Below are 26853 nucleotides of genomic sequence, written 5' to 3'. Positions count from 1 at the left end.
CCTTCCTCTCCACGGCCCTTCCTGTCCACGGCCCACCCCTTCTTACCCACCGCCTACTTGCCCACTGCCCTTCTTGGCCCACCTGCCCTCTTGCCCACCTGTCGGTCTTCACGACCACGAAGGTCTCCACGACCACCAATGGGAGCGCTTCCATGACTGAGTCCGTGAACCCGGTGAACCCGGTGACGTTTCCTCCCGCCTTCCTCTGGGGCGCCGCGACCTCCGCGTACCAGATCGAGGGGGCGGTGCGGGAGGACGGCCGCACCCCCTCGATCTGGGACACCTTCAGCCATACGCCCGGCAAAACGGCCGGCGGCGAGACCGGTGACATCGCGGTCGACCACTACCACCGCTTCCGCGAGGACGTGGCGCTGATGGCCGAACTGGGCCTGAACGCCTACCGCTTCTCCGTCTCCTGGCCCCGGGTGCAGCCCACCGGCCGCGGCCCGGCCGTCCAGCGCGGCCTGGACTTCTACCGCCGGCTGGTCGACGAACTGCTCGCCCACGGCATCAAGCCGGCCGTCACTCTCTACCACTGGGACCTGCCGCAGGAACTGGAGGACGCGGGCGGCTGGCCGGAGCGGGACACCGCCTACCGGTTCGCCGAGTACGCGCAGCTCGTCGGCGAGGCGCTCGGCGACCGGGTGGAGCAGTGGATCACCCTCAACGAGCCCTGGTGCAGCGCCTTCCTCGGCTACGGCTCCGGTGTGCACGCCCCCGGCCGCACCGACCCGGTGGCCTCGCTGCGGGCGGCGCACCATCTGAACCTGGCGCACGGCCTCGGCACCTCGGCGCTGCGCTCGGTGATGCCGGCCCGCAACGAGGTGGCGATCAGCCTGAACTCCTCGGTGGTGCGGCCGCTGTCGCAGACCCCGCAGGACCTCGCCGCGGCCCGCCGCATCGACGACCTGGCCAACGGCGTCTTCCACGGCCCGATCCTGCACGGGGCGTACCCGCGCACCCTGCTGGAGGCCACCTCCCCGCTCACCGACTGGTCCTTCGTGCAGGCGGGGGACCTGGAGCTGATCCGCCAGCCGCTGGACGCACTCGGCCTGAACTACTACACGCCGGCGCTGGTCTCGGCGGCCGACCCGGACGCGCCGCCCGTGCGCGCCGACGGGCACGGCGCCAGCGAGCACTCCCCCTGGCCGGGCGCCGACGACGTGGCCTTCCACCAGACGCCGGGCGAGCGCACCGAGATGGGCTGGACCATCGACCCGACGGGCCTGCACGAGCTGATCATGCGCTACTCGCGCGAGGCGCCCGGACTGGCGCTGTACGTCACCGAGAACGGCGCCGCCTACGACGACAAGCCCGACGCCGACGGCCAGGTGCACGACCCCGAGCGCATCGCCTACCTGCACGGCCATCTGTCGGCGGTGCGCCGCGCCCTGACCGACGGCGCCGACGTGCGCGGCTACTACCTGTGGTCCCTGATGGACAACTTCGAGTGGGCGTACGGCTACGGCAAGCGCTTCGGCGCGGTCTACGTCGACTACGTCACCCTGGACCGGACCCCGAAGTCCAGCGCCCTGTGGTACGGCGGGGCGGCGCGCACCGGGTCACTGCCGCCGGTGGACTTCAGGGCCCTGCCGGGCGCGGGTCAGTTGTAGGCCGCGAACGCCTTGGAGAAGGCGGACGGGTCCTGGGCGATGGAGCTGCACGTGGCGTCGGCGGAGGGCTTCGGGCCGCCGGCGCAGGCCTTGTCACGGGTGGCCGACCACATCGACAGCCAGCCCAGGCCCTTGGACTTGGCGAAGGACACCAGCTGGGCCGCGTCGTCGACCTTGAAGACCTCGGAAGAGACGTCGTTGACGCCGATCATCGGGGTCACCGCGACCGCCTTCCAGGCCGCAGCGTCGGACAGTCCCAGGACGCCCTTGACCTGGGCCTGGGTGGCGGTGGCGGCCTGCTCGGCGTAGGTGCCCATGTCGCCGCTGTAGGAGGCGCCGTAGTCCATCGCCATGATGTTGACGGCCGAGATCTTCACGCCGCTGGACTTGGCGCCCGACAGCAGGTTCACGCCGTCCTGGGTGAGACCCTCGGGCATGACCGGCAGGGTGAAGGAGACGTCCAGGCCGGGGTGGCTCTGCTGGAGCTTGGCGATGGCCTGGGCGCGGCGGGTGTTGGCGGCCGTGTTCGGCAGCGCGCCGCCCTCGATGTCGAAGTCGGCCTTGGTGAGCTTGAAGGCGTCGATCACCTTGCCGTAGGCCGCCGCCAGCGCGTCCGCCGAGGAACAGGACGTGGCGAGTTCGGTGCCGCTGGCGCCGCCGAAGGAGACGCGGACGTCACCGCCCTTGGCGCGCAGGGCGCCGATCTGGCCGGCCACGGCGTCGGCGGTGAGGTCGGTGACGCCGCCCCACTTGGGGGTGCAGCCGCCGCCGTCGGTGACGAAGGCGAGGTTGTAGTTCTTCACGCCGGTCGCGTCCGCGCTCGCGAGGAGGTCGAACGCCGGGTAGAGGGAGGTGTCGACGTACGGGGCGAAGCCTGCGGACGTCTTCGTTCCGCTGCCGCTGGTGGGGGACGGGGAGGCGGTGGGCGTCCGGGTGGGCTCGGCGGTCGTGGTGGGCTTGGCGGTCGCGGTGGGCTCGGTGGTCGGGGTCGCGGTCGGCGTGGGGGTCTGCGACTGAGTGGGGCGGCCGCTGGGCTCCGGCGTGGCACCGCCGTCGGCGGAACACGCGCCGCCGTCGATACGGCAGCCCGAAGGGTCGCCGGTGCCGTCGACGACGAAGCCGACGGTGGCCGACTCGCCCGCCTTGAGGCCGTCGGTGTCCCACTTCGGCGGCGTCACGGTGACGTGCTGCCCGCTGACGCTCGACTCGCCGTTCCACAGGGAGCCGAGCTTCGCGCCGGCCGGCAGGTCGAACTCGAGCGTCCAGGTCTTCTCCGCCTGACCGCTGTTGTTGGTGACGACGTACTGCGCGGTGTAGCCGGTCGACCAGCTGCTGGTCTTCGTGTACGCGGCGTTCACGCCGGCGGCGTTGGCGGTGCCGGTGAGCAGGACCGCGCCGCCGCCGGCCACGGCCGCGGCCACCAGGCCGCCTATCGCCTTGTTCCTGCCACTGATCCTGCGCCGGTGCGTGCTCATGCGTGTGCCTGCCTTCGCTGTTCACGGGGGGTGTGGTGCGGCAGCACGCTAGCGAGCCCGAAGGGGGCAAAAGCCCTGATCCAGGCGCGGATTGTGGTTCTTAGGCCGCGCTTAAGGAAGGGATCGGGACCGGTTAAAGGTAGAGACCAATTCGGCCCCTGCGGACCTGGCCGGAGGCATCCGGCCGGACGTCACCTCGTGGCGAGCCGACGGCGCCGCCGTACGCGCCCCCTGTGACCGCGGCCCGCGGGCGTGCGGCGGCGGCCGTCCAGCTGGATCCAGATCCGCACCTCCGCGCCGCCCAGCACCGAGGACCCGACGCGCACGTCACCGCCGGTGGTCTCCGCGAGCCGGCGCACGATGTCCAGGCCCAGGCCGGTCGAACCGTCACTGCCCGAGCCCCGGCCACGGGCCATCGCCGCCTCCGGGTCCGGTATCCCGGGCCCGGCGTCGGAGACGAGCACGATCACCGCGTCCTCGCCGTTGTGCACGTCGACGGCGAAGGCCGTGCCCTGCGGTGTGTGCCGGAAGACGTTGCCGAGCAGCGCGTCCAGCGCCGCCGCGAGGTCGGCGCGGGCCACGGGTATGCGCACCGGGCGTTCCACCCCGGCCACCCGCCACTTGCGGCCCTCGTCCTCGGCCAGCGCCGACCAGAACTCCATCCGCTCCCGGACCACTTCGGCCGCGTCACAGCCCGCGCCGGGCCCGGCGGCCGCGGTCTGCGGCTTGGCCTCGCGGGCGGTACGGATGATGGTGTCCACCTCGCGCTCCAGCTGCGCCACGGCGGCCCGGGTCTGCTCGGCGGCGGGCGTGTCACCGAGCGAGGCGGCGTTCAGGCGCAGCACGGTCAGCGGGGTGCGCAGCCGGTGGGACAGATCGGCCGCCAGCTCCCGCTCGTTGGCGAGGAGGTGGACCACCTGGTCGGCCATGGAGTTGAACGCGACCGCCGCGAGCCGCAGTTCGGTCGGTCCGTCCTCCGGCACGCGCGCGCCGAGCTTGCCCTCGCCGAGTTCGTGCGCGCCCTCGACCAGCCGCTGCGCCGGGCGGACCATCCGGACACCCAGCCGGTCGGCGACCGCGACGGAGCCGACGACCAGCGCCGCGCCGACCCCGGCGAGCACCGCCCAGGCCGTCCCCACGCCGTTGCTGACCTCGGACTCGGGGACGTACACCTCGACGACGACGGTGCCGAGGCTGAGCGCCACGGGCTGGAGCAGGACGGAACCGCCGGGCACCTGAGCGGTGGAGGCGCGGCCCAGCGCGCGCACCGCCTCTATGTCCTCGGTGGTGGCGCGCCGCCGGCCGAGGTCGAGGGCGGGCTTGCCGTCGCCGGCCGGCAGGTGGATCGCCATGCCGTCGCCGGTGCCGGCCGAGGCGACGACCCGCTCCAACTGCTCGCGGTCGGTGGTGATGGACAGCGCGGGCACCACGACCGCCGCCTGCCGTTCGGCATTGGAGAAGGCGCGGTCGCGGGCCATCTCCTTGATGACGAGTCCGAGCGGCACGGCGAAGGCGACCACGACCATCGTGGTGACCGCCAGACAGACCCGGACCAGTGCCCACCTCATCGCGGCGGCTCCGCTTCCTGCGGTGGCTCCAGCTTCACGCCGACCCCGCGCAGGGTGTGCAGATAACGCGGGCTGGCGGCGGTCTCGCCCAGTTTGCGGCGCAGCCAGGACAGATGGACGTCGATGGTCTGGTCGTCGCCGTAGGACTGCTGCCACACCTCCGCGAGCAGCTCCCGGCGGGGGACGACCACGCCGGGACGGCCGGCGAGGAAGGCGAGCAGGTCGAACTCGCGGCGGGTGAGGTCCAGGCGCACCCCGTCCAGCTCGGCCTGGCGGCGCAGGGGGTCCACGGTGAGGCCGCCGACCCGGATGACGGTGGAGGGCGGCGCGTCGGCGGCACCGGCCCGGGCGCGGCGCAGGACGGCGGCCATGCGCGCCGACAGGTGCTCCGGGGAGAACGGCTTGGTGAGGTAGTCGTCCGCGCCGGCGTTCAGCAGCCGGACGATCTCCGTCTCGTCGTCCCGGGCCGTGGCGATGATCACCGGTACGTCGGTGATGCCGCGCAGCATCTTCAGCGCCTCGGAGCCGTCCAGGTCGGGCAGTCCGAGGTCCAGGATGACGACGTCGAAGCGGAAATGGGCGACCTCGCGCAGCGCCTCCAGCGCCGTGCCGACGCTGCGCACCGTATGGGTGGCGTCGGTCAGATGCCGGATGAGCGCCGAGCGTACGAACTGGTCGTCCTCGACCACGAGAACACTTGCCATGCGCCGCACCGTACGCCATGAGCGGGACGCCGGTGGGGGCCTGTGGACAACTCCCGGGCTGTGGAAAACCGGTGGTGTCACCGTGCCGGGCCCTGCCGGTCCGTGGGACACGGGAGTGACGGGTGAGGCAGTATGGCCGCGATGCGCAGAGGACTCGTACACGTACTGGCGTGGTCGCTCGCCACGGGCGCGGCCGTCACGCTGTCGTGGTGGGGCGTGCACACGGTGATGGCGGGCACCGTCTACGACCCGCCGCGCGCCCTGCCGATCACGGCGGCGCAGGCGACGACGCAGGGGGCCGGGCCGCGGGTGTCCTCCACGGCCCGGTCCGCGCCGCCGACCCGTACGCCCTCGTCGTCGCCCTCGTCCTCGGTGTCGCCGTCGCCGAGCCGCCGGCCGCCCGCCTCCTCCCGCCCGCCGGCCGGCTCCCCGAGCCCGTCCGCCACCGCTTCGGGCCGGGTGAGGAGCTACGACTCGAAGGGCGGCCGGGTGGTGTTCGACATCGGGCCCTCCAGCGCGTCCCTGGTGTCGGCCGCCCCGAACGCGGGCTGGTCGATGCAGTGGTGGAAGACCGAGACGTGGATCCGGGTGGAGTTCGCCTCGGGTGCGGACCGGGTGTCGGTGTTCTGCACCTGGCACGACGGGCCGCCGCGGGTCGACGTCGGCACGTACTGACGGCGGCGCCCGGCCGGACGCGGGCGGCGCCTAACCGAACACCGAGGGCGGTGGGGCCGGGGACGCCACGGCGGCCGCGTCGGCGACGGGGGCGGCGCCGCCGGTGAAGTCCCGCAGGGCCCTGCCGTGCTCGACCCGGCCGGGGTGCGGATCGGAGGCCGCCCGGCGGGTCAGTTCGGCGACGGGCAAGGGCCGGTCGGACGCCACGAGCACCGCGTTGCCGAAGCGTTTGCCGCGCAGCACCGCCGGATCGGCGATCAGCGCGAGTTCGGCGAACCGCGCGGCGGCACTGGCGATCTGACCGCGCAGGTGCGCCAGCGGCGGCCCGTCGGCGATGTTCGCGGCGTACACCCCGCCGGGTGCGAGCGCCCGGCGGACCTCGTCGAGGAACTCGGTGGAGGTGAGGTGGGCGGGGGTGCGGGCACCGCTGAAGACGTCCGCGACGAGCAGGTCCGCCCAGCCGTCCGGGACCTTGCCGAGGCCCTCACGGGCATCGGTGGACCGGACGCGGATCCGGGCGGCGGGATCCAGCGGCAGCTCACGGCGCACCAGCTGGACGAGGGCGGCGTCCCGCTCGACGACCTGCTGGGTGGAGCGGGGGCGGGTGGCGGCGACGTAGCGGGCCAGGGTGAAGGCGCCGCCGCCGAGGTGCACGGCGTGGACCGGCTTGCCGGGCGGGGCGGCGAGGTCGATGACGTGGCCGAGGCGGCGCTGGTACTCGAAGGAGAGATACGCCGGGTCGTCCAGGTCGACGTGCGACTGGGGCGCGCCGTCCAGCAGCAGCGTCCAGGCCCGGGCGCGGTCCCGGTCGGGGACCAGCTCCGCGAGCCCGCCGTCGACCTGCTCCACCACGGCATCGGCGGCGGCCTGCCGGCGCCGGGGGTTCCTGGACTTGCCCATCCGGCCATTATCCGGGGTCGGTGGGCGGGTCGGTCAGCGCACGGACGTCGTGCGGCTGCGGGTGCGCGGGTGCGGGGTGCGCGGGCGCCGGGGTGCGGGGTGCGCGGGTCCGGGGTGCGCGCGTGCCGACGTGCGGCGTGCCGGTGTGCGCGGGTGCGCCGGTGCCGGTGCGCGGTGTGCGCGGTGTGCGGGGCCGTGGGCGTGGTGCGGGGCCGTGGGCGTGGTGCGGGGCGTCAGCGGCAGCTGTCCGCCGCCTCGATCAGGCGGGCCGCCTCGCCCAGGGCGCGGCGCAGGACCGCCGGGTCGGTGGCGCCGTCCGCGTCGCCGGGCGGGAGCAGCCAGGCGGAGCCCTCCACCGGCGGCTCCGGTGTGAGGCGCAGGCCGCGGCCGTCGGTCCGGGTGCAGGTGCTGCCCGGGACGTCCCAGCCGGCCGCCGTACCGGGCGGGACGAGGAAGGCGAGGGTGCCGCAGCCGTCGTCGTGCAGAACGGGTCCGATCGCGTCCAGGGCGCCGCGGCGCAGGATGTCGACGGCCTCCAGGCCCTGACGGGTCGGCACGGTGACGAGGTCGCACGCGTCCGCGGTGCCGGGCGTGGACGCGTCCCCCGGTCTCGGCGCGTGGGTCACCGGGGGCGTGCCCGGTGCCGTACACGGTGCGATGCTCTGGCTGGTCTCCATCCCGGCCTCCACCACGCGATTCCTGGGCCCCTGTCGCGGACCGCCACGGCCGGTTGCGCGATGCCTGTCGCGGTCCACCGGGTTCAACGCGCGGCCGTGTCAACGGCTACGGCGAAAGTCCGCCGCAAAGGATGGCAGTTCATGGCAGATCGTGGGTGGGATATCCGGTTTGTAGCTAAACACTGCGTGGCGGGGCGACCACAGCAGGTACGTTCTTGCCGCCGGACAACAGGGCGATCACCCCGAACAGGGGCAACTCGCCCCGGCTCCGGCATGGTTCGACGGTTCGCACGAGAGGACCCGGCCATGGCGTCGTCAACGGTGAACGCTGCCCCAGCGTCCCAGCCCAACCGGCCACCGCGGCCCAACCTCGTCTTCCGGCAGCTGCGCGGAGCGCGCTCACCGGCGGAGTTCGCCGCGCTGGTGAGGCGCGCGGCTCGGGAGATCGGTGAGCGGGTCAGCTGTGACGCGCGCTACATCGGACGGGTCGAGGCGGGCGAGATCCGCTGCCCCAACTACGCCTACGAACGGGTGTTCCTGCACATGTTCCCGGGCCGCACGCTCGTGGACCTCGGCTTCGCACCCCGCTCGGCGGTCCGCGGACGGGCGGCGCGCGTGCCGGGTGCACGCGGCGCCGAGCCGGGTGCCGGCGGCGCTGAACCGGGCGGGGGCGTCGAACCGTATGAGCCGCAGGACCCGTATGACACGCACCACCACGACCATGAGGAGAGCGACGTGCTGCGTCGCGCATTCATCAGCGGCGGAGGCGCCACGGTGGCCGCCGCCTCGCTGGGCCCCCTCGGGCTCGCCCCGGACGCCGTGGCGTCCGCGCGCCCCGCAGGCCTTGTCCGCCTCGCCCGTCCCGCGCGCCGCGTCGGGACGAGCGAGGCGGGCGCCCTGGAAGAGGCCGTCCGCCGGATCCGGGTGCTGGACGACCGGCACGGCGCCGACGGTCTGTACCGCAGGGCGGCCGCCCCGCTGCGCGCGGCCTACGCGCTGCTGGACGCCGGTGCCACCCGGCAGGCGACCTCGGACCGGCTGCACGCGGGCGCCGGTGAGCTGGCCATCTCGGTGGGGTGGCTGGCGCACGACTCCGGTCGCTTCGAGGACGCGCGCTCGCACTACGCCGAGGCGCTGGCCACCGCGCGGATGACCGGGGACGCGGGACTGGAGGCGCACGCGTTCTGCAACATGGCGTTCCTCGCGCGGGACGCCGGGCGGCCCCGGGAGGCGGTGCGGGCGGCGCAGGCCGCGCAACGGGTCGCCCGTCCGCTGGGGTCGGCGCGGCTGATGTCGCTGCTGGCGCTGCGCGAGGCCGGCGGCTGGGCGGGGCTCGCGGACCGGTTCGGGTGCGAACAGGCGCTGGCGCGGGCGCAGGCGCTGTTCGATCGGGGGCCGTCGGACGCGGACCCCGAGTGGATGAGCTTCTACGGCGAGGCCGAGCTGGCCGGGCTCGAGGCGCAGTGCTGGTCCACGCTCGGCGACTGGGACCGGGCGGCGCGGCAGGCGCGGCGGGCGGCGCGGTTGCAGGATCCTCACTTCACGCGGAACACGGCGCTGTACACGGCGGAGCTGGCGGACGACCTGGCCCGTGGCGGGCGGCCGGACGAGGCGGCCGCGGCGGGGCTGACGGTGCTGGGGCTGCTGGACCAGGTGCAGTCGTCGCGCGTGCAGAGCATGTTGGCGGGGACGGCGCGGGTGCTGTTGCCTCACAGGCGGGCTTCGGGGGTGGGGGCGTTCTTGGAGCGGCATGCGTCGTTGCCGCGCATGCCTTGACGGTGGGGGTCGTCGTTCGTCTGCGGGTGCGTTGTGGCTGGTCGCCGTTGCCTGCGGCGCCTGTGCGGGTGCGTTGTGGCTGGTCGCCGTTGCCTGCGGCGCCTGTGCGGGTCGCGTTGTGGCTGGTCGCGCCGTTCCCCGCGCCCCTTTTGTGCCTGCGGCGGCCCCTTGCGGTGCGTGGTCGGTTGCTGTCGCGCCAACGGTTCGTTGGGGGGCGGGGCTAACACCCCACCCCGGCCCCCTCCCGCCGTACGCGGGTGCGGCGACATCGTGGCGCGCGGAAGTGGGCTGGTCAGGCGGACAGGTGGCCTACGTCGTTCCAGGATTCGAGGGCCGGTTCGCCGTAGGCCCAGCCGAGGGTGGAGAGGGAGGTGGGGTTCAGGCGGATGCGGGACGCGAAGTCCAGGGGGAGGCCCAGCCAGCGGGCGCCGATCGCGCGGAGGATGTGGCCGTGCGCGAAGACCAGGACGTCGCGGTCCGCCGAGCGGGCCCAGGCGACCACCTCGTCGGCCCGCGCGGTCACCTCGGCCAGGGTCTCGCCCTCGGGCACCCCGTCGCGCCAGATGAACCAGCCCGGGCGCAGCGCCTGTATCTCGGCCGGGGTCAGACCCTCGTAGGCGCCGTAGTCCCACTCCATGAGCGTGTCCCACTGCGTCGCGCGGTCGCCGAAGCAGGCCAGGTCGCACGTCTCACGCGCGCGTGCCAGCGGACTGGTGCGGACCTCGACGTCGGGCAGACCGTCCAGCGGGGCGCGGTGCAGGCGTTCGCCGAGCAGCTTGGCGCCGCGCCGACCCTCCTCCAGCAGCGGGATGTCCGTCCTGCCGGTGTGCCTGCCGGACAGGGACCACTCGGTCTGTCCGTGCCGTGCCAGCAGGATGCGCGGTGCCATGCGAGGAGCCTTTCGGGTCCGGAAGGGGGTTCCTCTCCATCATCGCGTACCGGTGTCGCGGGCAACCTGGCGGGCGGTGGTGGCGTCTTCCTGGGCCGGGGGCGGCCCGCCAGGGGTGCCGTCCACGCCGTAGAGTGACTCCCCCGCATCGTCCGGGTGATCCCGGCGCGAAGACCCGCGAAACAGCAGTGAAGAAGGAAGAAGGGGGAGGGCGAATCGGATGCCGCAGACCGAGTCACCAGGCAGCGAGGCGGGCCCGGCGACCCGGTTGCGCTGGTGGACCGAGCTCCCTCTGATCCTGCTCGTCTACGGCTGCTACTCGGCCGGCCGGCTGCTCGCCCGCGGTGACGTCTCCGACGCCGTCGACCACGGCCTGGCGCTGCTGCGGGTCGAGAAGTTCCTGCACATCAACGCCGAGCACCCGCTGAACCGGCTGTTCACCCGCACCCCCTGGCTCGGCATCCCGGCCGACTTCTGGTACGCCTCGCTGCACTACCTGGTCACGCCCGCGCTGCTGGTGTGGATGTTCCGCGCGCACGCCGCCCACTACCGGCGCGCCCGCACCTGGCTGATGACGTCCACGTTCCTCGGGCTGATCGGCTTCACGCTGATGCCGACCTGCCCGCCGCGCCTGCTGGCCGCCGGGTACGGCTTCGTCGACACGATGGCCCACTACAGCTCGTACGGCTGGTGGGGCGGCGAGGCGAGTGCGCCGCGCGGCATGGGCGGCATGACCAACCAGTACGCGGCGATGCCGAGCCTGCACGTCGGCTGGGCCCTGTGGTGCGGTGTGCTGCTGTGGCGGTACGGGCGCGGCCGGGCGGCGCGGGTCCTCGCGGTGGTCTATCCCGTGGGCACCACGCTGGTGGTGATGGGCACCGCCAACCACTACCTGCTCGACGCCGTCGCCGGAGTCGCCGTGATGGGTGTCGGGCTGCTGCTCGCGCCCGCCGTGATGCGGCTCGCCGACCGGGTGCGGGGCCGGTTCGCGGGCGGCTCTTCCGGCGCTCCTGCCTCGAATGTCAGTGACGGATGCCAGACTTCGGCGGGTGAGCGAATTCCACGGCAGCGCGCAGCACGGCCCGGAGCCGACGCCGAGCCGGGTGCCGCCCCCACGGACAGCGGGGACGGCGCTCCGGCACCGGCTCGCTGAGCTGCGCGGACCCGACGTACCCGCGCGGGCGCTGGACGCCCGTGCCCTCGCGGCCCTCGCCGCCAACCCGGGCTGCCGGCGGCGCGCGCTCCTCGACGGCGCCGGGGTGGACAAGGCGGCGCTGGCGGGCGCGCTCGGTGCGCCGTCGGTGTTCGGGCAGTCGCAGTTCGCCCTCACCCGTGGCAACGCCTTCGAGGCGAAGGTCAAGGCGGACGGCGGTGCGGAGCTGCTGCGGCTGGTGCGGGAGAAGCTGGATCCCGGCGCCGAGGCGCCGGAGCGCACCTATGTGCCGGATCTGACCGCGTCCGGGCCCGAGGGGCGCACGGCGCGTACGGCGCTGGCGCTGCGGGAGGCCGTCGAGGCGGGCGGCTGGACGCTGCTGGACCATCCGATGCTCGCCCTGGAGGTCGCCGGTTCCCCGGCGTTCCTGGAGCCGGACGCCGTGGTGGTGCACCCGGACGGCAGCTGGACGGTCGTCGAGATCAAGTCCTTCCCGATGCTGGACGGCTCGGCCGACCCGGCGAAGGTCGGCGCCGCCGCCCGGCAGGCCGCCGTGTACGTGCTGGCGCTGGAGGAGGTCGCGGGCCGGATGGAGTCCGTCCCGCGGGTGCGGCATCGCGTCCTGCTGGTGTGCCCCAAGGACTTCTCCAACCTGCCGACCGCCGCCGCGGTCGACGTGCGCAAGCAGCGGGCCGTGACCGGTCGCCAGCTGGCCCGGCTCACCCGCATCGAGGAGATCGCCGACGCCCTGCCCGAGGGCACGTGCTTCTCCCCCGAGCTGCCCGCCGAGCAGCTCACGCAGGCCGTCGAGTCGGTGCCGGCGACGTACGCCCCCGAGTGTCTGGCCGCCTGCGAGCTGGCCTTCCACTGCCGCCGCCGGTCCCGTGAGGCCGAGGCGGTGACCTCGCTCGGCCGGGCCGTGCGGGCCGAGCTGGGCGGGCTCGCCACCGTGCCCGAGGTGCTGGCCGCGGCCCGCGGTGAGGCCGGCGACCCGGACGATCCTGCGGTGGCCGCGCTGCGGCGGGCCGCGCAGCTGCGGGCCGAGGCGCTCCAGGGGGCGGGATGTCACTGATCGACACGCTCGCCCGGTTGGAGGCCGTCGGCAGCGGGCGCGCGCAGCCCGCCGCGACGGTGCGGCACCGGCATCTGTCCGACCGGCCGCTGGTCCTCGTGCCGCTCACCACGGCCGGTGAGGCGGGCGCCCCGCTCGGCGCGCTGGTCGGCACCGACCGGGACGCGCCGCGCCTGCTGGTCGTACCGCAGCCGCGTGACCGGGACCTGCGCTTCGCGTTCCTCGCGGAGCTGGCCGATGTCGTCCTGCCGTACGTCGAGTCGTACGGCGAAGTGGTGGAGGCCGCCGAGCGCACCGAGACCGATCCGGAGACCGGCAAGCGGGTCAAGGTCGAGGTCGACCTGTGCGCGGACGCCCCGCAGCTGATCGTGCCGAGCCGGGCCGGCGTCGACCTGGTGCGGCTGCTGGGGCGTTCGACGCGGTTCAGGCGTACGGCCGAGCAGGAGCCGGAGACGCCGTACCCCGCGCCGCCCCGGGTGCCGCTGCTGGGGCGCTGGTTCACGCACTACGCCGAGCGGGCCCGGGTGCCCGGCTCGTCGCTGCTGCTGGCCCTCACCGAGGTGCTCGCCCGGCACTGGGCCACCGGTCAGTCCGGTCTGGAGGACCAGCATCTGGGGGCGCTGCTGGCGTGGATCGACCCGCCGGAGGGCGTCTCGGGGGCCGAGGCGGCGCTGGAGGCGGAACTGGCCAGGGACGCGGGCGGGCAGTTGCGGTGCCCGCCCGCCGGGCCGGCCACCGATCCGGCGTTCGACAACAAGCTGCTGGCTCCCGCGATCGAGCGTTACGACCGGGCCCGTACGGCGGTGGCCGCCGCCGAGGACGGTCTGCAGGCCGACGAGCGGCTGGGCGCCCTCGGCCGGGCGGAGGACGAGATCCGACGGCTCGTCGAGCAGGTCACGCTGCCCACCTGGAGGAATGTGTGGCGCGGGCTCGATCTGCTGCGCGCTCTGCCTCCTGGGGCGCATGTCGAGGAGCGGTGGACGCGGGACCGCTGGTCGTTCACCGGGCACCGCGACCGGGTGCTGGCCGGGGAACCGCCGCAGCCGCGCCGCGACGACGCGGTGACCGCGGCGAACAAGCTCGCCTCCCGCGAGCGCGAGCAGGCCCGGCTGGAGGCGCAGGAGGCACTCGACGACCCGCTGGTGATGGCGGGGCGGCGGCTGGCCGGGGAGGCGTTCGCCGGTGAGGTGACGGACGTGACCATGGCGTACAGCAGGGGCAAGCGGCCCAGCCCGCGCCCGCTGGTGACCGTGCGCACGGACGACCGGCCGCATCTGGGTGAGCGGGTGAAGGTGTACCGGTCGCTGGGCGGGCGGCCGCAGACGGCGGAGTTCGCCGGCGCCGAGGAGGACGGCGCGCTGCTCGTGCTGCGGATCGTCGACAAGATGGGGCGCGGCAAGGAGCCCGAGGAGGGGTCGGTGCCCGAGAAGGGCGACCGGGTGTGCTTCACGCTGTTCGAGCACGAGCAGCGCGGCGGGGCGAAGCTGCCCGATCCGGAGGACACCCCGTGGACGCACGGCGGGCCGCCCGGTGAGCGGGCCGCCGAGCCCGCCGATCCCGTCACCGAGGAGGACGTGCTGTGACCGTGACCGAGACGGCCTTCGATCCGGGGGCGGCCGCGACCCGGGCCACGGACGCGATCCTCGCGGACACCCTGCACGGCACCGCGCGCGGTGTCGTGGTCGACTCCCCGCCCGGCGCGGGCAAGTCGACGCTGGTGGTGCGGGCGGCGCTGGAGCTGGCCGACGCGGGGCGCCCGCTGATGGTGGTCGCGCAGACCAACGCGCAGGTCGACGACCTGGTGCTCCGGCTGGCCGAGAAGAACCCCGGGCTGCCCGTCGGCCGGCTGCACAGCAGCGACGCCGACGCCTACGACCGGGCCCTGGACGGGCTGCAGCAGGTGCGCACGTCGGCGAAGGCGGCCGATCTCGCCGGGCTGCCGGTGGTGCTGTCCACGGCGGCCAAGTGGGCGCATGTGAAGGTGGACGAGCCGTGGCCGCACGCGATCGTCGACGAGGCGTACCAGATGCGTTCCGACGGGCTGCTCGCCGTGGCGGGACTGTTCGAGCGGGCGCTGTTCGTGGGCGACCCCGGGCAGCTCGACCCGTTCGCGATCGTGGGCAGCGAGCAGTGGGCGGGGCTGTCGTACGACCCGTCGGCGTCGGCGGTGACGACCCTGCTCGCGCACAATCCGGATCTGCCGCAGCACCGGCTGCCGGTGTCCTGGCGGCTGCCGGCGTCCGCGGCGCCGCTGGTGTCGGACGCGTTCTATCCGTTCACGCCGTTCCGCAGCGGTACCGGTCCCGGCGACCGCCGGCTCGCCTTCGCCGTCCCGTCGGACGGCTCGGGCCCCGACCGGGTGATCGACGAGGCGGCGGCCTCCGGCTGGGGGCTGCTGGAGCTGCCGGCCCGGCACACCCCGCGCACCGACCCGGAGGCGGTCCGCGCGGTGGCGCTGGTGGTACGGCGGCTGCTGGACCGGGGCGGGGCGGCGGTGTCGGAACGCTCGACGGAGCCGTCCCCGCTGACCGCCGACCGGGTCGCCGTCGGTACGGCGCACCGCGACCAGGCGGCGGCGGTCCGCGCGGCGCTCGCCGAGCTGGGCGTGTCCGACGTGACGGTCGACACGGCGAACCGGCTCCAGGGGCGTGAGTACGACGTGACGGTGGTGCTGCACCCGCTGTCCGGCCGCCCCGACGCCACGGCGTTCCATCTGGAGACCGGCCGGCTGTGCGTGCTGGCCTCCCGCCACCGGCACGCGTGCATCGTGGTGTGCCGCGCGGGCGTGGAGGACCTGTTGGACGACTACCCGTCGACGGAACCGGTCCAGCTGGGCACGCTCGTGAAGTTCCCGGACGGCTGGGAGGCGAACCACGCGGTGCTGGCGCACCTGGCCGAGCACCGAGTTTCCTGGCGTCCGTGACGCGCCCCTCACCGGACGCCCGTGACGTGTCCCCTCACCGGACGTCCATGACGCGCCCCCCCATGGGGGTCCGTGACCCGCGCTGCTCGTCCGGCGTCCGGGACCGGCGGGAACATCGTGGGAGGTGCGGCGCTTGATACCGCGGGGTGCCCGCTCTCGCCGGGAACCGTGAGGCCGAGGCCCCCTTGCGTGCGCGCGGGACAATGGAGGGTGGTCCACCCCGTGGCGGCGCCCCCGTGACGTACGCCCCGTACGAGAAGGAGAAGACATGGCGGAGCCCACGCCGCGTCGGAACGAACCGCGGCTACGCCCCGCGCCCTTGCTCTTCGAGCCCATGGCGGCGGCCTCCGACCCGGAGCACTTCTTCGACCTGGAGTCGATCGACGATCCGCGCGCGCTGCTGGAGCGGGCGACGGAGCTGACGCACGCCTTCCGCGCGGCGGCCGACCGGGCCGTGGAGTTCCAGGCGATGGCGGCGGCGCAGCTCGCCGACCCGCGCCGGTTCGACCGGCTGACGGCGGCGGACATCGCCGAGCGGGCGGAGTGGACCGAGGACTACGCGAAGAAGATGGTGGAGTTCGGCCGTGACCTGCTGCGGGGCGGAGAGGGATCCAGCCCTTCCGACCCGGTCTGACCGGGCCTGCCCGCCCACCTTGCCGCCCCCCCTCACCAGCGTCGGCATATGCCAGGTGGGCACGAAGCGGGCAAGATACCCCCTCCCCCGGCCTTCTGTCCCGGTTTCCCGCAACCCTGCGAAAGCACACGCTCACGCCCGGTACATCTAGGGGACATGAGCAGCACGTGTCATGTCACCCATGACGGCGCCAGCTGGCTGGCCTCGGCGGGCACCTATCCGCGCAGCACCCTCGCCCTGTGGGAGGAGCAGCCGGACGCCCCGGTCGTCCTGCCCTGCGGCACCGCCTTCGACGTCGTCGGCGCCCCCGCGCTGTTCGGCCGCCGCATGCTCGACCGGCTCTGGGACGACGGGCCGGGCTCCGGCCCGGTGGCCGTCTTCCGGGGCCGGATGCTGCTCTTCGCCGCGCCCGGCACCGCCCAGCGGCTGCCGTCGCTGCTGGAGTGGGAGGAGTGGGGTTCGGACAGCGGCCGCACGGGCCGTACCGACGGGATCCCGCCGCTGATCTGCCACGGGACCGGTGACGCGGTGACCGTGCCGCCGGTGTCCGCGACCGCGCCGGGCACCGCCGCGACCCGCTGGCTGGTCGCCCCCGACAGCCGTCACCCGTGGCTCCCGGGCCCCGAGATCCTGCTGTGGGCGGCGGTGCGCGCGGCCCGCGCGGCGGTGCGGATTTCGATTTCACCTCCCGCCGACGTGGATGCTAAGGTCTACGACGTCAGCAGGCGCCGCTAGCTCAGTTGGTTAGAGCAGCTGACTCTTAATCAGCGGGTCCGGGGTTCGAGTCCCTGGCGGCGCACAATGACGATGGCGGGTCCTTTTCGCAGTAACGCGAACAGGGCCCGCCATTCTCGTTTCTGCGCGACTCGGCCGCGCGCGGTGGGGGCTCCGCCAGCCGCACCCCGACGGGAAAGCCCCTCGCGCAGGCGAGGGGCTCTCCTCTGTTCCCGGCGGCTCCCGTGGCCGGATCACGGTCAGGGTGATCACCCCGGCGCCCCCGGCGTGATCGTCACCGTCCACGCCCCCGACGGTGTGCGGTCCTCGACCTCCACGCGTACGCCGTCCCCGGGCACGGTGAAGCTCTCGCCGAGGGCGACCGGGGCGTCGGCGAGCGCCGGGTAGACGGAGTCCTCCCAGCAGGCCTCGGTGCGCGGGTGGGCGTCGATCACCTCGACGGGCCCGCGCCCGGACTCCGTGGCGCTGTGCACCCGGTAGACGAGCACCCCGGCCCGGCAGGCCGCGCTGTCGTTGCCCACGGGTCCGCGCGCCTCGAAGGCGAGCGCGCTGTCGGGGCCGGTGCGCACGACAGCCAGCTTGGTGCCGGCGCCGAGGCCGAAGGCGGGCGCGCCCGCGGCGCCGGGGACGGGTACGCCGGGTCCCGCGCCGAGCGGTTCCAGGGTGAGCCGGGTCGGGCGCTGCACGCACACCACCTGCCGCGGGTCCAGCCAGCCGAGTTTCCACTTGTGCCAGCCGAAGAGGTCCGGGGCGAGACCGAACTGGCTGCCCATCATGTCCCAGTCGCCGACGTAGGTGTCCCAGTCGCCCTTGCCGTCGGCCGGGCGGTGGTAGAGATCGGGCAGGTCGAAGACGTGACCGGTCTCGTGCGCGAGCACCAGACGGTCCGGTGGGTGCCGTTCGAAGACCGTCACCACGCGGCGGATGTCGGTGCCGTCCGCCCGGAGCGGGGTGTCGAGGTTGACGACCTTGGTGGCGTCGGAGTCGACACCGGGGGCGTCCGGGTCGGCGACGAAGTACACGACGTCGTAGCGGGAGAAGTCGACCTGGTCGTCGGCGGCCCGCAGGGCGTCGCGCAGGTACAGGGCGCGCAGGCCGGCGCTCCAGTCGCGCTGTATGCGGTACGACGTGGACGGCCGGGGCATCCGGATCCAGTGCCGCATCGGGTGGGCGGTCAGGGTGAAGCGGCCGTAGGAGGCGCGGCGGAAGTAGTCGCTGGTGGCGGGGAAGTGATCTGCGGTCAGCTCGGCTGGGGTGGTCAGCGGGGTGGCGTCGGGGAACGACAGGAAGACCATCACCGCGTTCAGGGTGCGGACGGGCCGCGGGTAGGCGGTGTTCCAGGTGTCCACGCCCTCGGAGTGGTGGGCGTCGGTGCGCTGCAGGGTGCAGGGCTCGGTGGAGAAGGGCTCGGCGACCGAGGGCGCGCCGAGCAGGGAGGTCGCGGCGAGCGCGGACATGGTGGTGAACACGGCGGCGGTGCTGCGCAGCCGGGGCGGCTCAAGCGCCGACTTGAGGCCCCTGCGGGTTCTTCGGCCCAGTCTTCGCAGGGTGAGCTGACGCGACAAGGGGGACCTCCGGGTGCGGTTCACGGGACGCCGCACCCAGCCTGGTGGGATTCATTGTCGTATGCCCTGTTTATCTGACCCGGACGAGTGAGTGCCCGTCAGGGCGACACCCCCGAAGCGTTCACGGAACGTCACATTCGGTCGGGGGGCTGCGCAGGCCGCCCACCTGCGAACAGAAACGATCCGCCACTCGATCGGGGAGCCCCTGCGGGCCGTACGGGAACGGGGCATGGCTGGTACCGCCCGGGGCCAGCCTCTATGATCGGCACACTTTCCTGCGCGGACAGCGATCGAGTGCACTGCGGGAGCGAGCGGTGAACGGAACGTCCGAAGGGTCGACACCTGCGGCAGATGCCGATGGGTCAGTCGTTACAGAGAGTGACAGCTCCACCCCTGCCCGTGCCGAGCCGCCGTACCGCTCCGCCTTCACGGCCGCGCCGCTCGCCATGGCCGTCGTCGACCGTGCGGGCGTGGTCGTCGACGCCAACGACACCCTCGGGGAGCTGCTCGGCGGCGACCGGGCCGGCCTCACCGGCCGGCTCGCGTCGGACCTGCTCGACCTCGCCTCCGACACCCGCACCCGGCACGCCTACCGCGAGGTGCTCGACGGCCGCCGCGACCGGCTGCGCTGCACGCGCCGGCTGAAGCACCCCGACGGCCACTCCCTGTGGGCACAGGTCACCGTCTCCCCGCTGCCGGCGGGTGAGGAGGGCGCGCTGCTGTCGGTCGCCGACATCAGCGCGCGCCGTGAACTCCAGGCGCAGTTGCGGCACTTGCAGATGCACGACCCGGTGACCCGGCTGCCCAACCGCACCCTGTTCTTCGAACGGCTGTCGGCGGCGCTGGAGTCGGCCTCGCTGGAGACGGACACGTACGAGGCGGGCGGGACCGGCCGGATCGGCCTGTGCTACCTGGACCTGGACGGTTTCAAGGCGGTCAACGACACCCTCGGCCACCGCGTCGGCGACCGGTTGCTCGCCGCCGTCGCCGAGCGCCTGACCCGCTGCGCCGACTCGGCCGGTCAGGGCCGCACGAGTGCGCCACTGGTGGCGCGCCTCGGCGGCGACGAGTTCGCGTTGCTGGTGGAGGACTCGACGGGCACCGAGCAGCTCGCGGACCTCGCCCAGTCGGCCCTCAAGGCACTGCAGGAGCCCTTCGACCTGGCGGGCCAGCGGCTGTCGGTCTCGGCGTCGATCGGTGTGGTGGAGCGGCAGGCGGCGGGGACGACCGCCACCGGGCTGATGCAGGCGGCCGACACGACGCTGTACTGGGCGAAGGCGGACGGCAAGGACCGCTGGACGCTGTTCGACCCCGAGCGCAACGCGCATCTGATGACACGTCAGGCACTTGCCTCCACGCTCCGGCCGGCCATCGAGCGCGGGGAGTTCGTGCTCGACTACCAGCCGCTGGTGGGCATGGCGGACGGCCGGCTGCACGGGGTGGAGGCACTGGTCCGCTGGAACCATCCGCAGTTCGGACTGCTGCCGCCGAATCGGTTCGTCGGGCTGGCGGAGGAGGACGGTTCGATCGTCCCGCTCGGCCGCTGGATCCTCGCCACCGCGTGCCGGCAGGCCCGGCGCTGGCAGCTGGACAACCCCGACGAGCCTCCGCTGTTCGTCAGCGTCAATGTGGCGGTCCGTCAGGTGTGGGACTCCGACCTGGTGGCGGACGTGGCGCAGACGCTGAACGAGACGGGGCTGGCGCCGCATCTGCTGCAACTGGAGCTGACGGAGTCGGCGGTGATGGGATCGGCGGGCCGCCCCCTGCAGACGCTGAAGGCGCTCAGCGACATGGGCGTGCAGATCGCCATCGACGACTTCGGCACGGGCTACTCGAACCTCGCGTATCTGTCCCGGCTGCCGGTGAAGGTCCTCAAGCTGGACGGCTCCTTCGTCCGCGGCTTCCGCTACGACGACCCCGCCGCGCATCCGAGCCCGGCCGACGAGGTCATCGTCGAGGCGATGATCCAGCTCGCGCACCGGCTCGGGCTCACGGTCACCGCCGAGTGCGTGGAGACGTCCGCGCAGGCGGACCGCCTGCGGCTCATCGGCTGCGACACCGGGCAGGGCTGGCTGTACTCCCGCCCGGTGCCGCCGGATCGTATCTCCGCGCTGCTGGCGACGCCGGGGGTTCAGCCGGACGTGGTCGGCAAGCCGTAGGCGTCGGCGATCAGTTCGTACGACCGCACCCGCAGGTCCCCGCTGTGCGCGTTGCCGGTGATCATCAACTCGTCCGCGCCGGTGCGCTTGTGCAGGTCGTCGAGCCCGGCGCGCACCTCGTCGGGCGTGCCGTGGACGACGTTGGCGTTCCAGGAGGTGACGAACTCCTCCTCCATCGGGCTGAACTCGTACGCCTCGGCCTCCTCCGGCGTGGGCACGAGCCCCGGCCGCCCGGTCCGCAGGCGGATCATGTTCAGCGCGGCGGCCCGCACCTGGCGCCGGGCCTCCTTCTCGTCCTCGGTGGCGAGCGCGGCGACGCCGATCAGGGCGTACGGCTCGTCGAGGACGTCGGACGCCCGGAAGGACGCGCGGTACAGGTCGAGGGCCGGGACGGTGTTCTGCGCGGAGAAGTGGTGCGCGAAGGCGAACGGCAGGCCGAGCACGCCGGCCAGGCGGGCGCTGAAGCCGGAGGAACCGAGCAGCCAGATCGGCGGCCGGTGGGGCGACTGCACCCCGCCGGGCGAGGTGGCCTGCACGGGCCCCGGCACGGCGTGGATCCTGCGGTACGGGTGCCCGTCGGGGAAGTCGTCGTCGAGGAACCGGGTCAGCTCGGCGAGCTGCTGCGGGAAGTCGTCGGCGCCCTCGTTGAGGCTGTCGGTGCGGCGCAGGGCCGCCGCGGTCGCCCCGTCCGTGCCGGGCGCCCGGCCGAGGCCGAGGTCGATCCGCCCCGGCGCCATGGCCTCCAGCGTGCCGAACTGCTCCGCGATGACGAGGGGCGCGTGGTTGGGCAGCATGACGCCGCCCGAGCCTAGCCGGATGCGGTCGGTGTGGGCGGCGAGGTGGGCGAGGATCACCGCGGGCGAGGAGGACGCGACGCCGGGCATCGAGTGGTGCTCGGCGACCCAGTACCGGTGGAACCCGCGCGCCTCGGCGAGCCGCACCAGCTGCGTACTGGTCCGCAACGCGTCGGAGGCGGTCCGCCCGGCCCCCACGGTGACCAGGTCCAGCACGGACAGCGCAACGGGCGCGGTCCCCTTCGCCACCGCCCGGATCTCGTCGCCGGCGGTCTCGGATACGGCCACGGGGGTTCTCCTGCCTGTACGGGTTCGCTGCCGCTGGGCTAACAGGAGGGGGTCTCCGGTTATTCCCCTCCGGGGTGGGGGGCCCTTGCCTGCCCTTGCCCCGGGCGGGTGCGCGCCGGCGCGGGGCTTGCCCTTGCCGGGGCCGGGTGCGCTCCCGCGCGGGCGATGCCGCCCGGCGGCGGGTGGTCGGTGTTGCCTGCGGCGGCCTGTGCGGGTCGCGTTGTGGCTGGTCGCGCAGTTCCCCGCGCCCCTTTGATGCCTGCGGCGGCCCGTGCGGGTCGCGTCGTGGCTGGTCGCGCAGTTCCCCGCGCCCCTTTGATGCCTGCGGCGGCCCGTTGCGGTCCGTTGCCCGATGGGCTGGGGCTCAGCCCCGGGGCCGGGCCGGGGGCAGAGCCCCGGCGGGGTCCGGGGCGCAGCCCCGTGGCGGCACCTCCTGGCCGACCGAGACGGGTGGGCGGGTGGGAAACGCCCGGGGTCCGGGGCGGAGCCCCGTGGCGGGGCCTCCTGGCCGACCGAGTCGGGCGGGTGGGTGGGAAACACCCCGGGGTCCGGGGCGGAGCCCCGTGGCGGGGCCTCCTGGCCGACCGAGACGGGCGGGTGGGTGGGAAACGCCCCCGGGGTCCGGGGCGCAGCCCCATGCCGCCGAGCGGGCTCGCGGTGGAGCCCTACGCCTGGACGATCGGTTCGCGGAGGAACAGGGATCCCAGCGCGGGAGCGTGGATGCGGCGGTCGGCCAGGCGCAGGCCCTCCCAGACCGTGACCTGGTTCGCCGTGAGGACCGGCTTGCCCAGGTCCTTCTCCAGGGCCGGCAGGTGCGCCGCCGTGTGCAGGGCCGTGTCCGGCAGCAGTACCGCCTGCGCGTCGGGGTGGTCGGCGGCCCGGGCCAGCGCCAGCACCTCCGCCTCGCCCCACGTGCCGACCTCGGCCGCCGTGACGATGCCCGAGCTCCGCACCCCGGTGACCTCGACGCCGGCCGCCCGCAGGAAGCCGGCGAACAGCTCCGCCACGTCGTCGGGGTACGTCGCCCCGACCGCGACCGTGCGCGCCCCGAGCTCCCGCAGCGCGTTCACGAAGGCGAAAGAGGTGGAGGAGGCCGGCATCCCGGCCGCCACGGCCAGCGCGCGCACCTGCTCGTGGGCGCCGTCGAAGCCGTACACGAAGCTGCCGCTCGTGCACGCCCACACCACCGACTCGACCCCGGCCAGCCGCAGCTCCTCCACGCCCGGCGCAAGCCGCTCCGCCGCGCCCATCCGCCGCAGCGCGTCCACGCGGTGCGCGTCCTCGCCGATGTCCGTGTGGACGACGTCCACCCGGATGTCACTGCCCAGGAGCTGCTCGATGCGCGGATAGTCGTCCTCGGCCGAGTGACCCGGGTAGAGGAATCCGAGTGCGGTCATGTTCGCCCTTCCTGCTGTTCCTGCGGTTCGTCCGGCAGTACGGGGGGCCACGCGCGCGCCGAGAGGTCGGTCAGCGCCTGGTACGGCCCTACCGCGCGGGTACCCAGCCGGCGCAGTGCAGCCCACATCGTGACCTGGTTGGCCGAGATCACCGGGATCCGCAGCTCCGCCTCCAGCTGCGGGATGACGTCGTACGTAGGCAGGTTGGTGCAGGACAGGAACAGCGCCTGCGGTCCCCGGGCCGCGCCCGGTGTGCCGACCGCGCGCCGGGCCATCTCCACCACGTCCCGGTAGGGCACCTTCCAGATGTGCCGGGTCAGCCCCATGTACACGCACCCGGTGACCACGATCCCGGCCTGCGCGACGTACGCCCGCAGCGACCGGGTCACCGACACGGTGTACGGCGTCACCAGTGCCACCCGCCGTACGCCCAGCTCGGCGAGCGCCTCCAGCAGCGCCCCGGACGTGGTCACGGACGGCACCGCGCCCGCCCCGGTCATCGCCTCGCACATGGCGCGTTCCCCGGTGATCCCGCCGACGAAGCTGCCGGAGGTGCAGGCGTAGGCGACGACCTCCGGATGCACGGCGATCAGGGTCCGTACGGCGTCGGTGAGCGTCTCGTGCTCGCTGACCAGCCGGGCGAGATCGAGGCTGACCTCGACCGGCACGTACGGCGTGCGGGTCAGGTGCAGCGACACCTCGTCCGGCGTCCAGCGCCACAACTCCCGGTCCAGCGCGAAGTCGAAGGGCGCGACGACACCGACACCGCGCTGCGGGCGGGGGCCGCCCAGAAACATGGCCTCCATGACAGGCACCGCCTCACGGTGGGAGACGACAGGGCAACGGATCGTACGCGTGGCCCTGTTGACGACGGTAGGTTCCGGTGCGAGCGTGGTCAATCCGCGCATGTCAGACGCCAGATCATCGCCCGGTCCCCGGAGAAACGGCCCCTGCATGACCACCGTCCCGCCCACGCTCCTCGTCCTCGACGCCGACCCGCCGCCTCGTCTGGGCCGTCTCACCGGCCGGGCCCGGATCGTGCACACCGACGCCGCCGGCCTCGCCGCGCGGCTGCCCGAGGCGGACGTCCTGCTGGTGTGGGACTTCACCTCCACCGCCGTACGGGACGCCTGGCCCGGCGAGGGGCCGCGGCCGCGCTGGGTGCACACGGCGAGCGCGGGCGTCGACCATCTGATGTGCCCCCAGCTGGCCCGGTCGGAGACGGTGGTGACCAACGCGCGCGGTGTCTTCGACCAGCCGATCGCCGAGTACGTCGCCGCCCTCGTGCTGGCGATGGCGAAGGATCTGCCGCGGACGCTTCAGCTCCAGCAGCAGCGCGAGTGGCGGCACCGGGAGTCGCGGCGGGTGGCCGGTACGCGCGCGTGCGTGGTCGGCTCGGGGCCGATCGGGCGGGCGATCGCACGGCTGCTGAAGGCGCTCGGCGTCACCACCGCGCTCGTCGGCCGCACCCCGCGCACCGGCGTCCACGGCCCCGGCGATCTCGACCGGCTGCTCTCCCGCGCGGACTGGGTGATCTGCGCGGCGCCGCTGACGGAGCAGACCCGGGGCATGTTCGACGCGCGCCGCTTCGGCGTGATGCAGCCGTCGGCGTGTTTCGTGAACGTCGGCCGCGGGCCGCTGGTGGACGAGGAGGCCCTCGCCGAGGCGCTGGCCAAACGCTGGATCGCGGGGGCCGCGCTGGATGTGTTCGCGCACGAGCCGCTGCCCGCCGGCAGTCCGCTGTGGCGGGTGCGGGATCTGATCGTCTCCCCGCACATGAGCGGGGACACGATCGGCTGGCGCGACGAACTGGGCGCGCAGTTCGTGGACCTGTACGAGCGCTGGGCGGCGGGCCGGCCGCTGCTCAACGTCGTCGACAAGCAGCGCGGATACGTCCCCGGTCACTGACGTCCCCTCATCGACGCCTCTGGGAGGCTGTGCATGACGCAACTCACCGACCTGACCGCGACCGAGCTCGTCGAGGGCTACCGCAAGGGCGAGTTCGACCCCGTCGAGGCGACCCGCGCGGTGCTGGAGCGGGCCGAGCGGATCCAGCCGCAGGTGAACGCGTTCGTGCGGCTGCTGCCCGAGGACGCCCTGGAGCAGGCGCGGGCGTCGGCCGGGCGGTGGCGGCGCGGGGAGCCGGCCGGGCCGCTGGACGGGGTGCCGGTGACCGTCAAGGACATACTGCTGCTGCGCGGCCACCCCACCCTGCGCGGCTCCCGCACGATCGAAGCGGCGGGGAGGTGGGAGGAGGACGCCCCCTCGGTGGCCCGGCTGCGCGAGCACGGCGCGGTGTTCGTCGGCAAGACGACCACGCCCGAGTTCGGCTGGAAGGGCGTGACGGACTCGCCGCTGTCCGGGATCACCCGCAACCCGCACGACCCGTCCCGTACGGCCGGCGGTTCCAGCGGCGGCAGCGCGGCCGCGGTGGCGCTCGGCGCGGGGCCGCTGTCGCTGGGCACGGACGGCGGCGGCAGTGTGCGCATCCCGGCGGCGTTCTGCGGGATCTTCGCTCTGAAGCCGACGTACGGCCGGGTGCCGCTGTACCCGGCGAGCGCCTTCGGCACGCTGTCGCACGTCGGCCCGATGACCCGGACCGCGGCGGACGCGGCGCTCCTGCTGGACGTGATCGGCGCGCCGGACACCCGGGACTGGTCGGCGCTGGGCCCGGCCGGGCTGTCGTACGCGCAGGTGCTCGGCGAGGGGGTGCGCGGGCTGCGGGTGGCGTACTCGCCGTCGCTGGGCGGGCAGGTCGCGGTGCAGCCGGCGGTCGCGTCGGCGGTGCGGCGCGCGGTGGAGCGGCTGGCGGGGCTCGGCGCGTACGTCGAGGAGGCCGACCCGGACGTGACCGAGCCGGTGGACGCCTTCGAGGCGCTGTGGTTCGCGGGCGCGGCCCGGGTGGCGCAGCAGCTGAGTCCGCGTCAGCGGGAGCTGCTGGACCCGGGGCTGCGGGAGGTGTGCGCGGCCGGGGCGCGGCTGACGGCGCTGGAGTATCTGGCCGCGGTGGACGTGCGGATGGACCTCGGCCGGCGCATGGGCCGCTTCCACGAGTCGTACGACCTGCTGCTGACGCCGACGCTGCCGCTGACGGCGTTCGAGGCGGGCGTGGAGGTTCCGGGCGGCTCGGGGCTGAGGCGCTGGACGGGATGGACGCCGTTCACCTATCCGTTCAATCTGACCCAGCAGCCCGCCGCGTCCGTGCCGGTGGGCGTGGACGCGGGCGGGTTGCCGGTGGGCCTGCAGATCGTGGCCGCCCGGCACCGTGACGACCTGGTGCTGCGGGCCGCGCACGCCCTGTACGAGGCGGGCGCCACGGCCCCCTGAGCGGGCGGGTGTCAGGCGCGGCGGAAGCTGAGCGTCTCCCCCGCCGCGCCCGTGCGCCACAGGTCGTTGCATGCCGCGGCCATGGCGTCCAGGCCGTCCACGATCTGGCCCCAGACGATCCCGGGCACCCAGCCCACGTCGCCGTTCAGCAGCAGGTTGTTGCGTTCGTAGAACAGGGCCAGGTCGACGACGGTGGTGCCGGCGCGCACCTCACGGTCGTAACCGTAGGCATTCGTGCCCAGTTCGGCGCCCGCGAAGGAGAAATAGCAGAGATCTCCGGGAATGGGGGTGACGGTCGGGTTCTCCAGGGGTGGTTCGGTCGCGGCAAAGGGTGGGAAGAGCGCATAGATCTCGTTGCGCGCGTATTTGGCGTGGTAGACGTCGCCGGACAGCGGCAGTGCGTTCCACACCGCTGCGCAGGTGAGGGGCGCACGGTCGTCCAGCAGCTTCGCCGTGCAGTGGATCTGACGCTTGACCAGGGACACTTCGAGGTAGCGATCCGCCATGAAATCCATGGTGCATGGCTTGC

At 74.0% G+C, this 26853-nt stretch carries 23 protein-coding genes and 1 tRNA gene; 13 read left to right on the top strand and 11 right to left on the bottom strand.

Annotated elements, in window-relative coordinates; all coding sequences use genetic code 11:
* Positions 1-152: 152 nt before the first annotated feature.
* On the top strand, positions 153-1613 hold the full coding sequence (locus AB0E88_RS03055; protein ID WP_361622806.1) for a GH1 family beta-glucosidase: 1461 nt from the start codon (positions 153-155) through the stop codon (positions 1611-1613).
* Here AB0E88_RS03055 and AB0E88_RS03050 read toward each other — a convergent pair.
* From AB0E88_RS03050 to AB0E88_RS03040, 3 genes are all read right to left on the bottom strand, one after another.
* On the bottom strand, positions 1604-3088 hold the full coding sequence (locus AB0E88_RS03050) for a cellulose binding domain-containing protein (protein WP_361622803.1): 1485 nt from the start codon (positions 3086-3088) through the stop codon (positions 1604-1606). The two genes, AB0E88_RS03055 and AB0E88_RS03050, sit on opposite strands and share 10 nt — an antisense overlap.
* Positions 3089-3279: 191 nt before the next feature.
* Positions 3280-4656, bottom strand: a complete 1377-nt coding sequence (locus AB0E88_RS03045) for a HAMP domain-containing sensor histidine kinase (protein ID WP_361622800.1) — start codon at positions 4654-4656, stop codon at positions 3280-3282.
* On the bottom strand, positions 4653-5360 hold the full coding sequence (locus AB0E88_RS03040) for a response regulator transcription factor (RefSeq protein ID WP_361622797.1): 708 nt from the start codon (positions 5358-5360) through the stop codon (positions 4653-4655). The genes AB0E88_RS03045 and AB0E88_RS03040 overlap by 4 nt, the downstream gene beginning before the upstream one ends.
* A 141-nt stretch (positions 5361-5501) precedes the next feature.
* On the opposite strand from AB0E88_RS03040, the gene AB0E88_RS03035 reads away from it, so the two are divergent.
* The gene (locus tag AB0E88_RS03035; protein WP_361622794.1) at positions 5502-6035 is read left to right on the top strand and encodes a hypothetical protein; all 534 of its coding nucleotides are present in this window, start codon (positions 5502-5504) and stop codon (positions 6033-6035) included.
* A 30-nt stretch (positions 6036-6065) separates the two neighbouring features.
* Here AB0E88_RS03035 and AB0E88_RS03030 read toward each other — a convergent pair whose 3' ends face one another.
* Positions 6066-6935, bottom strand: a complete 870-nt coding sequence (locus AB0E88_RS03030; RefSeq protein ID WP_361622791.1) for a fused MFS/spermidine synthase — start codon at positions 6933-6935, stop codon at positions 6066-6068.
* 233 nt (positions 6936-7168) lie between these two features.
* The gene (locus AB0E88_RS03025; protein WP_361622788.1) at positions 7169-7612 is read right to left on the bottom strand and encodes a hypothetical protein; all 444 of its coding nucleotides are present in this window, start codon (positions 7610-7612) and stop codon (positions 7169-7171) included.
* A gap of 306 nt (positions 7613-7918) precedes the next feature.
* Here AB0E88_RS03025 and AB0E88_RS03020 point away from each other — a divergent pair, with 306 nt between their 5' ends.
* Positions 7919-9388 (top strand): hypothetical protein, encoded by a 1470-nt coding sequence (locus AB0E88_RS03020; RefSeq protein ID WP_361622785.1) that lies wholly within the window; start codon positions 7919-7921, stop codon positions 9386-9388.
* Positions 9389-9680: 292 nt separating this feature from the next.
* On the opposite strand, the gene AB0E88_RS03015 is transcribed toward AB0E88_RS03020, so the two are convergent.
* Positions 9681-10277 carry a histidine phosphatase family protein gene (locus AB0E88_RS03015; RefSeq protein ID WP_361622782.1) on the bottom strand — a complete coding sequence of 199 codons (597 nt, stop codon included), beginning with the start codon at positions 10275-10277 and terminating at the stop codon, positions 9681-9683.
* A gap of 220 nt (positions 10278-10497) precedes the next feature.
* On the opposite strand from AB0E88_RS03015, the gene AB0E88_RS03010 reads away from it, so the two are divergent.
* The 7 genes from AB0E88_RS03010 to AB0E88_RS02980 all read left to right on the top strand — a co-directional run bounded on the left by AB0E88_RS03010 (position 10498) and on the right by AB0E88_RS02980 (position 16858).
* Positions 10498-11430 carry a phosphatase PAP2 family protein gene (locus AB0E88_RS03010; RefSeq protein WP_361622779.1) on the top strand — a complete coding sequence of 311 codons (933 nt, stop codon included), beginning with the start codon at positions 10498-10500 and terminating at the stop codon, positions 11428-11430.
* A complete protein-coding gene (locus AB0E88_RS03005; RefSeq protein ID WP_361623388.1) occupies positions 11381-12502 on the top strand; it encodes a hypothetical protein in 1122 nt (373 codons plus the stop codon). Before AB0E88_RS03010 ends, AB0E88_RS03005 begins: the two co-directional genes overlap by 50 nt.
* Entirely contained in the window at positions 12493-14085 is a 1593-nt protein-coding gene (locus tag AB0E88_RS03000) for a hypothetical protein (RefSeq protein ID WP_361622776.1), read from the top strand. Before AB0E88_RS03005 ends, AB0E88_RS03000 begins: the two co-directional genes overlap by 10 nt.
* Positions 14086-14087: 2 nt before the next feature.
* Entirely contained in the window at positions 14088-15425 is a 1338-nt protein-coding gene (locus tag AB0E88_RS02995) for an AAA domain-containing protein (protein WP_361623385.1), read from the top strand.
* A 268-nt stretch (positions 15426-15693) separates the two neighbouring features.
* Positions 15694-16059, top strand: a complete 366-nt coding sequence (locus AB0E88_RS02990) for a hypothetical protein (RefSeq protein WP_361622773.1) — start codon at positions 15694-15696, stop codon at positions 16057-16059.
* Positions 16060-16107: 48 nt separating this feature from the next.
* On the top strand, positions 16108-16794 hold the full coding sequence (locus AB0E88_RS02985; RefSeq protein ID WP_361622770.1) for a bifunctional DNA primase/polymerase: 687 nt from the start codon (positions 16108-16110) through the stop codon (positions 16792-16794).
* Positions 16785-16858: transfer RNA gene (locus tag AB0E88_RS02980), tRNA-Lys, on the top strand. Before AB0E88_RS02985 ends, AB0E88_RS02980 begins: the two co-directional genes overlap by 10 nt.
* Positions 16859-17042: 184 nt before the next feature.
* On the opposite strand, the gene AB0E88_RS02975 is transcribed toward AB0E88_RS02980, so the two are convergent.
* The gene (locus AB0E88_RS02975) at positions 17043-18359 is read right to left on the bottom strand and encodes a M6 family metalloprotease domain-containing protein (RefSeq protein WP_361622767.1); all 1317 of its coding nucleotides are present in this window, start codon (positions 18357-18359) and stop codon (positions 17043-17045) included.
* A 314-nt stretch (positions 18360-18673) separates the two neighbouring features.
* Between AB0E88_RS02975 and AB0E88_RS02970 the strand changes: the two genes are divergently transcribed.
* Positions 18674-20518, top strand: coding sequence for an EAL domain-containing protein (locus AB0E88_RS02970; protein WP_361622764.1), 1845 nt, complete (start codon positions 18674-18676; stop codon positions 20516-20518).
* Here AB0E88_RS02970 and AB0E88_RS02965 read toward each other — a convergent pair.
* The 3 genes from AB0E88_RS02965 to AB0E88_RS02955 form a co-directional block, all read right to left on the bottom strand.
* Positions 20491-21600, bottom strand: coding sequence for an LLM class flavin-dependent oxidoreductase (locus tag AB0E88_RS02965; RefSeq protein ID WP_361622761.1), 1110 nt, complete (start codon positions 21598-21600; stop codon positions 20491-20493). The two genes, AB0E88_RS02970 and AB0E88_RS02965, sit on opposite strands and share 28 nt — an antisense overlap.
* A gap of 665 nt (positions 21601-22265) precedes the next feature.
* Complete coding sequence (locus AB0E88_RS02960; protein ID WP_361622758.1) at positions 22266-22997, bottom strand: decarboxylase; 732 nt, start codon at positions 22995-22997, stop codon at positions 22266-22268.
* Positions 22994-23803 carry an aspartate/glutamate racemase family protein gene (locus AB0E88_RS02955; protein ID WP_361622755.1) on the bottom strand — a complete coding sequence of 270 codons (810 nt, stop codon included), beginning with the start codon at positions 23801-23803 and terminating at the stop codon, positions 22994-22996. The genes AB0E88_RS02960 and AB0E88_RS02955 overlap by 4 nt, the downstream gene beginning before the upstream one ends.
* 148 nt (positions 23804-23951) lie before the next feature.
* On the opposite strand from AB0E88_RS02955, the gene AB0E88_RS02950 reads away from it, so the two are divergent.
* Together AB0E88_RS02950 and AB0E88_RS02945 are read left to right on the top strand one after the other, a co-directional pair.
* On the top strand, positions 23952-24905 hold the full coding sequence (locus AB0E88_RS02950; protein WP_361622752.1) for a D-2-hydroxyacid dehydrogenase: 954 nt from the start codon (positions 23952-23954) through the stop codon (positions 24903-24905).
* Between the two features lie 33 nt (positions 24906-24938).
* On the top strand, positions 24939-26324 hold the full coding sequence (locus AB0E88_RS02945; RefSeq protein ID WP_361622749.1) for an amidase: 1386 nt from the start codon (positions 24939-24941) through the stop codon (positions 26322-26324).
* Between the two features lie 11 nt (positions 26325-26335).
* On the opposite strand, the gene AB0E88_RS02940 is transcribed toward AB0E88_RS02945, so the two are convergent.
* Positions 26336-26830 carry a DUF3830 family protein gene (locus AB0E88_RS02940; RefSeq protein ID WP_361622746.1) on the bottom strand — a complete coding sequence of 165 codons (495 nt, stop codon included), beginning with the start codon at positions 26828-26830 and terminating at the stop codon, positions 26336-26338.
* Between the last annotated feature and the right edge of the window lie 23 nt (positions 26831-26853).

Source organism: Streptomyces sp. NPDC028635 (assembly GCF_040637635.1).
Lineage (GTDB): Bacteria > Actinomycetota > Actinomycetes > Streptomycetales > Streptomycetaceae > Streptomyces.
This window is presented reverse-complemented; position numbering and strand designations above follow the sequence as displayed.

Excerpts from the sequence above, each read along its gene's own strand:
- AB0E88_RS02960 (WP_361622758.1), bottom strand. The coding sequence starts at position 22,997 with ATGACCGCACTCGGATTCCTCTACCCGGGTCACTCGGCCGAGGACGAC.
- AB0E88_RS03030 (WP_361622791.1), bottom strand. The coding sequence starts at position 6,935 with ATGGGCAAGTCCAGGAACCCCCGGCGCCGGCAGGCCGCCGCCGATGCC.
- AB0E88_RS02990 (WP_361622773.1), top strand. The coding sequence starts at position 15,694 with ATGGCGGAGCCCACGCCGCGTCGGAACGAACCGCGGCTACGCCCCGCG.
- AB0E88_RS03000 (WP_361622776.1), top strand. The coding sequence starts at position 12,493 with ATGTCACTGATCGACACGCTCGCCCGGTTGGAGGCCGTCGGCAGCGGG.
- AB0E88_RS03020 (WP_361622785.1), top strand. The coding sequence starts at position 7,919 with ATGGCGTCGTCAACGGTGAACGCTGCCCCAGCGTCCCAGCCCAACCGG.
- AB0E88_RS02945 (WP_361622749.1), top strand. The coding sequence starts at position 24,939 with ATGACGCAACTCACCGACCTGACCGCGACCGAGCTCGTCGAGGGCTAC.
- AB0E88_RS03040 (WP_361622797.1), bottom strand. The coding sequence starts at position 5,360 with ATGGCAAGTGTTCTCGTGGTCGAGGACGACCAGTTCGTACGCTCGGCG.
- AB0E88_RS03010 (WP_361622779.1), top strand. The coding sequence starts at position 10,498 with ATGCCGCAGACCGAGTCACCAGGCAGCGAGGCGGGCCCGGCGACCCGG.
- AB0E88_RS03015 (WP_361622782.1), bottom strand. The coding sequence starts at position 10,277 with ATGGCACCGCGCATCCTGCTGGCACGGCACGGACAGACCGAGTGGTCC.
- AB0E88_RS02985 (WP_361622770.1), top strand. The coding sequence starts at position 16,108 with ATGCCAGGTGGGCACGAAGCGGGCAAGATACCCCCTCCCCCGGCCTTC.
- AB0E88_RS03055 (WP_361622806.1), top strand. The coding sequence starts at position 153 with ATGACTGAGTCCGTGAACCCGGTGAACCCGGTGACGTTTCCTCCCGCC.
- AB0E88_RS03050 (WP_361622803.1), bottom strand. The coding sequence starts at position 3,088 with ATGAGCACGCACCGGCGCAGGATCAGTGGCAGGAACAAGGCGATAGGC.
- AB0E88_RS02940 (WP_361622746.1), bottom strand. The coding sequence starts at position 26,830 with ATGGCGGATCGCTACCTCGAAGTGTCCCTGGTCAAGCGTCAGATCCAC.
- AB0E88_RS02950 (WP_361622752.1), top strand. The coding sequence starts at position 23,952 with ATGACCACCGTCCCGCCCACGCTCCTCGTCCTCGACGCCGACCCGCCG.
- AB0E88_RS03035 (WP_361622794.1), top strand. The coding sequence starts at position 5,502 with ATGCGCAGAGGACTCGTACACGTACTGGCGTGGTCGCTCGCCACGGGC.
- AB0E88_RS03045 (WP_361622800.1), bottom strand. The coding sequence starts at position 4,656 with ATGAGGTGGGCACTGGTCCGGGTCTGTCTGGCGGTCACCACGATGGTC.
- AB0E88_RS02955 (WP_361622755.1), bottom strand. The coding sequence starts at position 23,803 with ATGGAGGCCATGTTTCTGGGCGGCCCCCGCCCGCAGCGCGGTGTCGGT.
- AB0E88_RS03025 (WP_361622788.1), bottom strand. The coding sequence starts at position 7,612 with ATGGAGACCAGCCAGAGCATCGCACCGTGTACGGCACCGGGCACGCCC.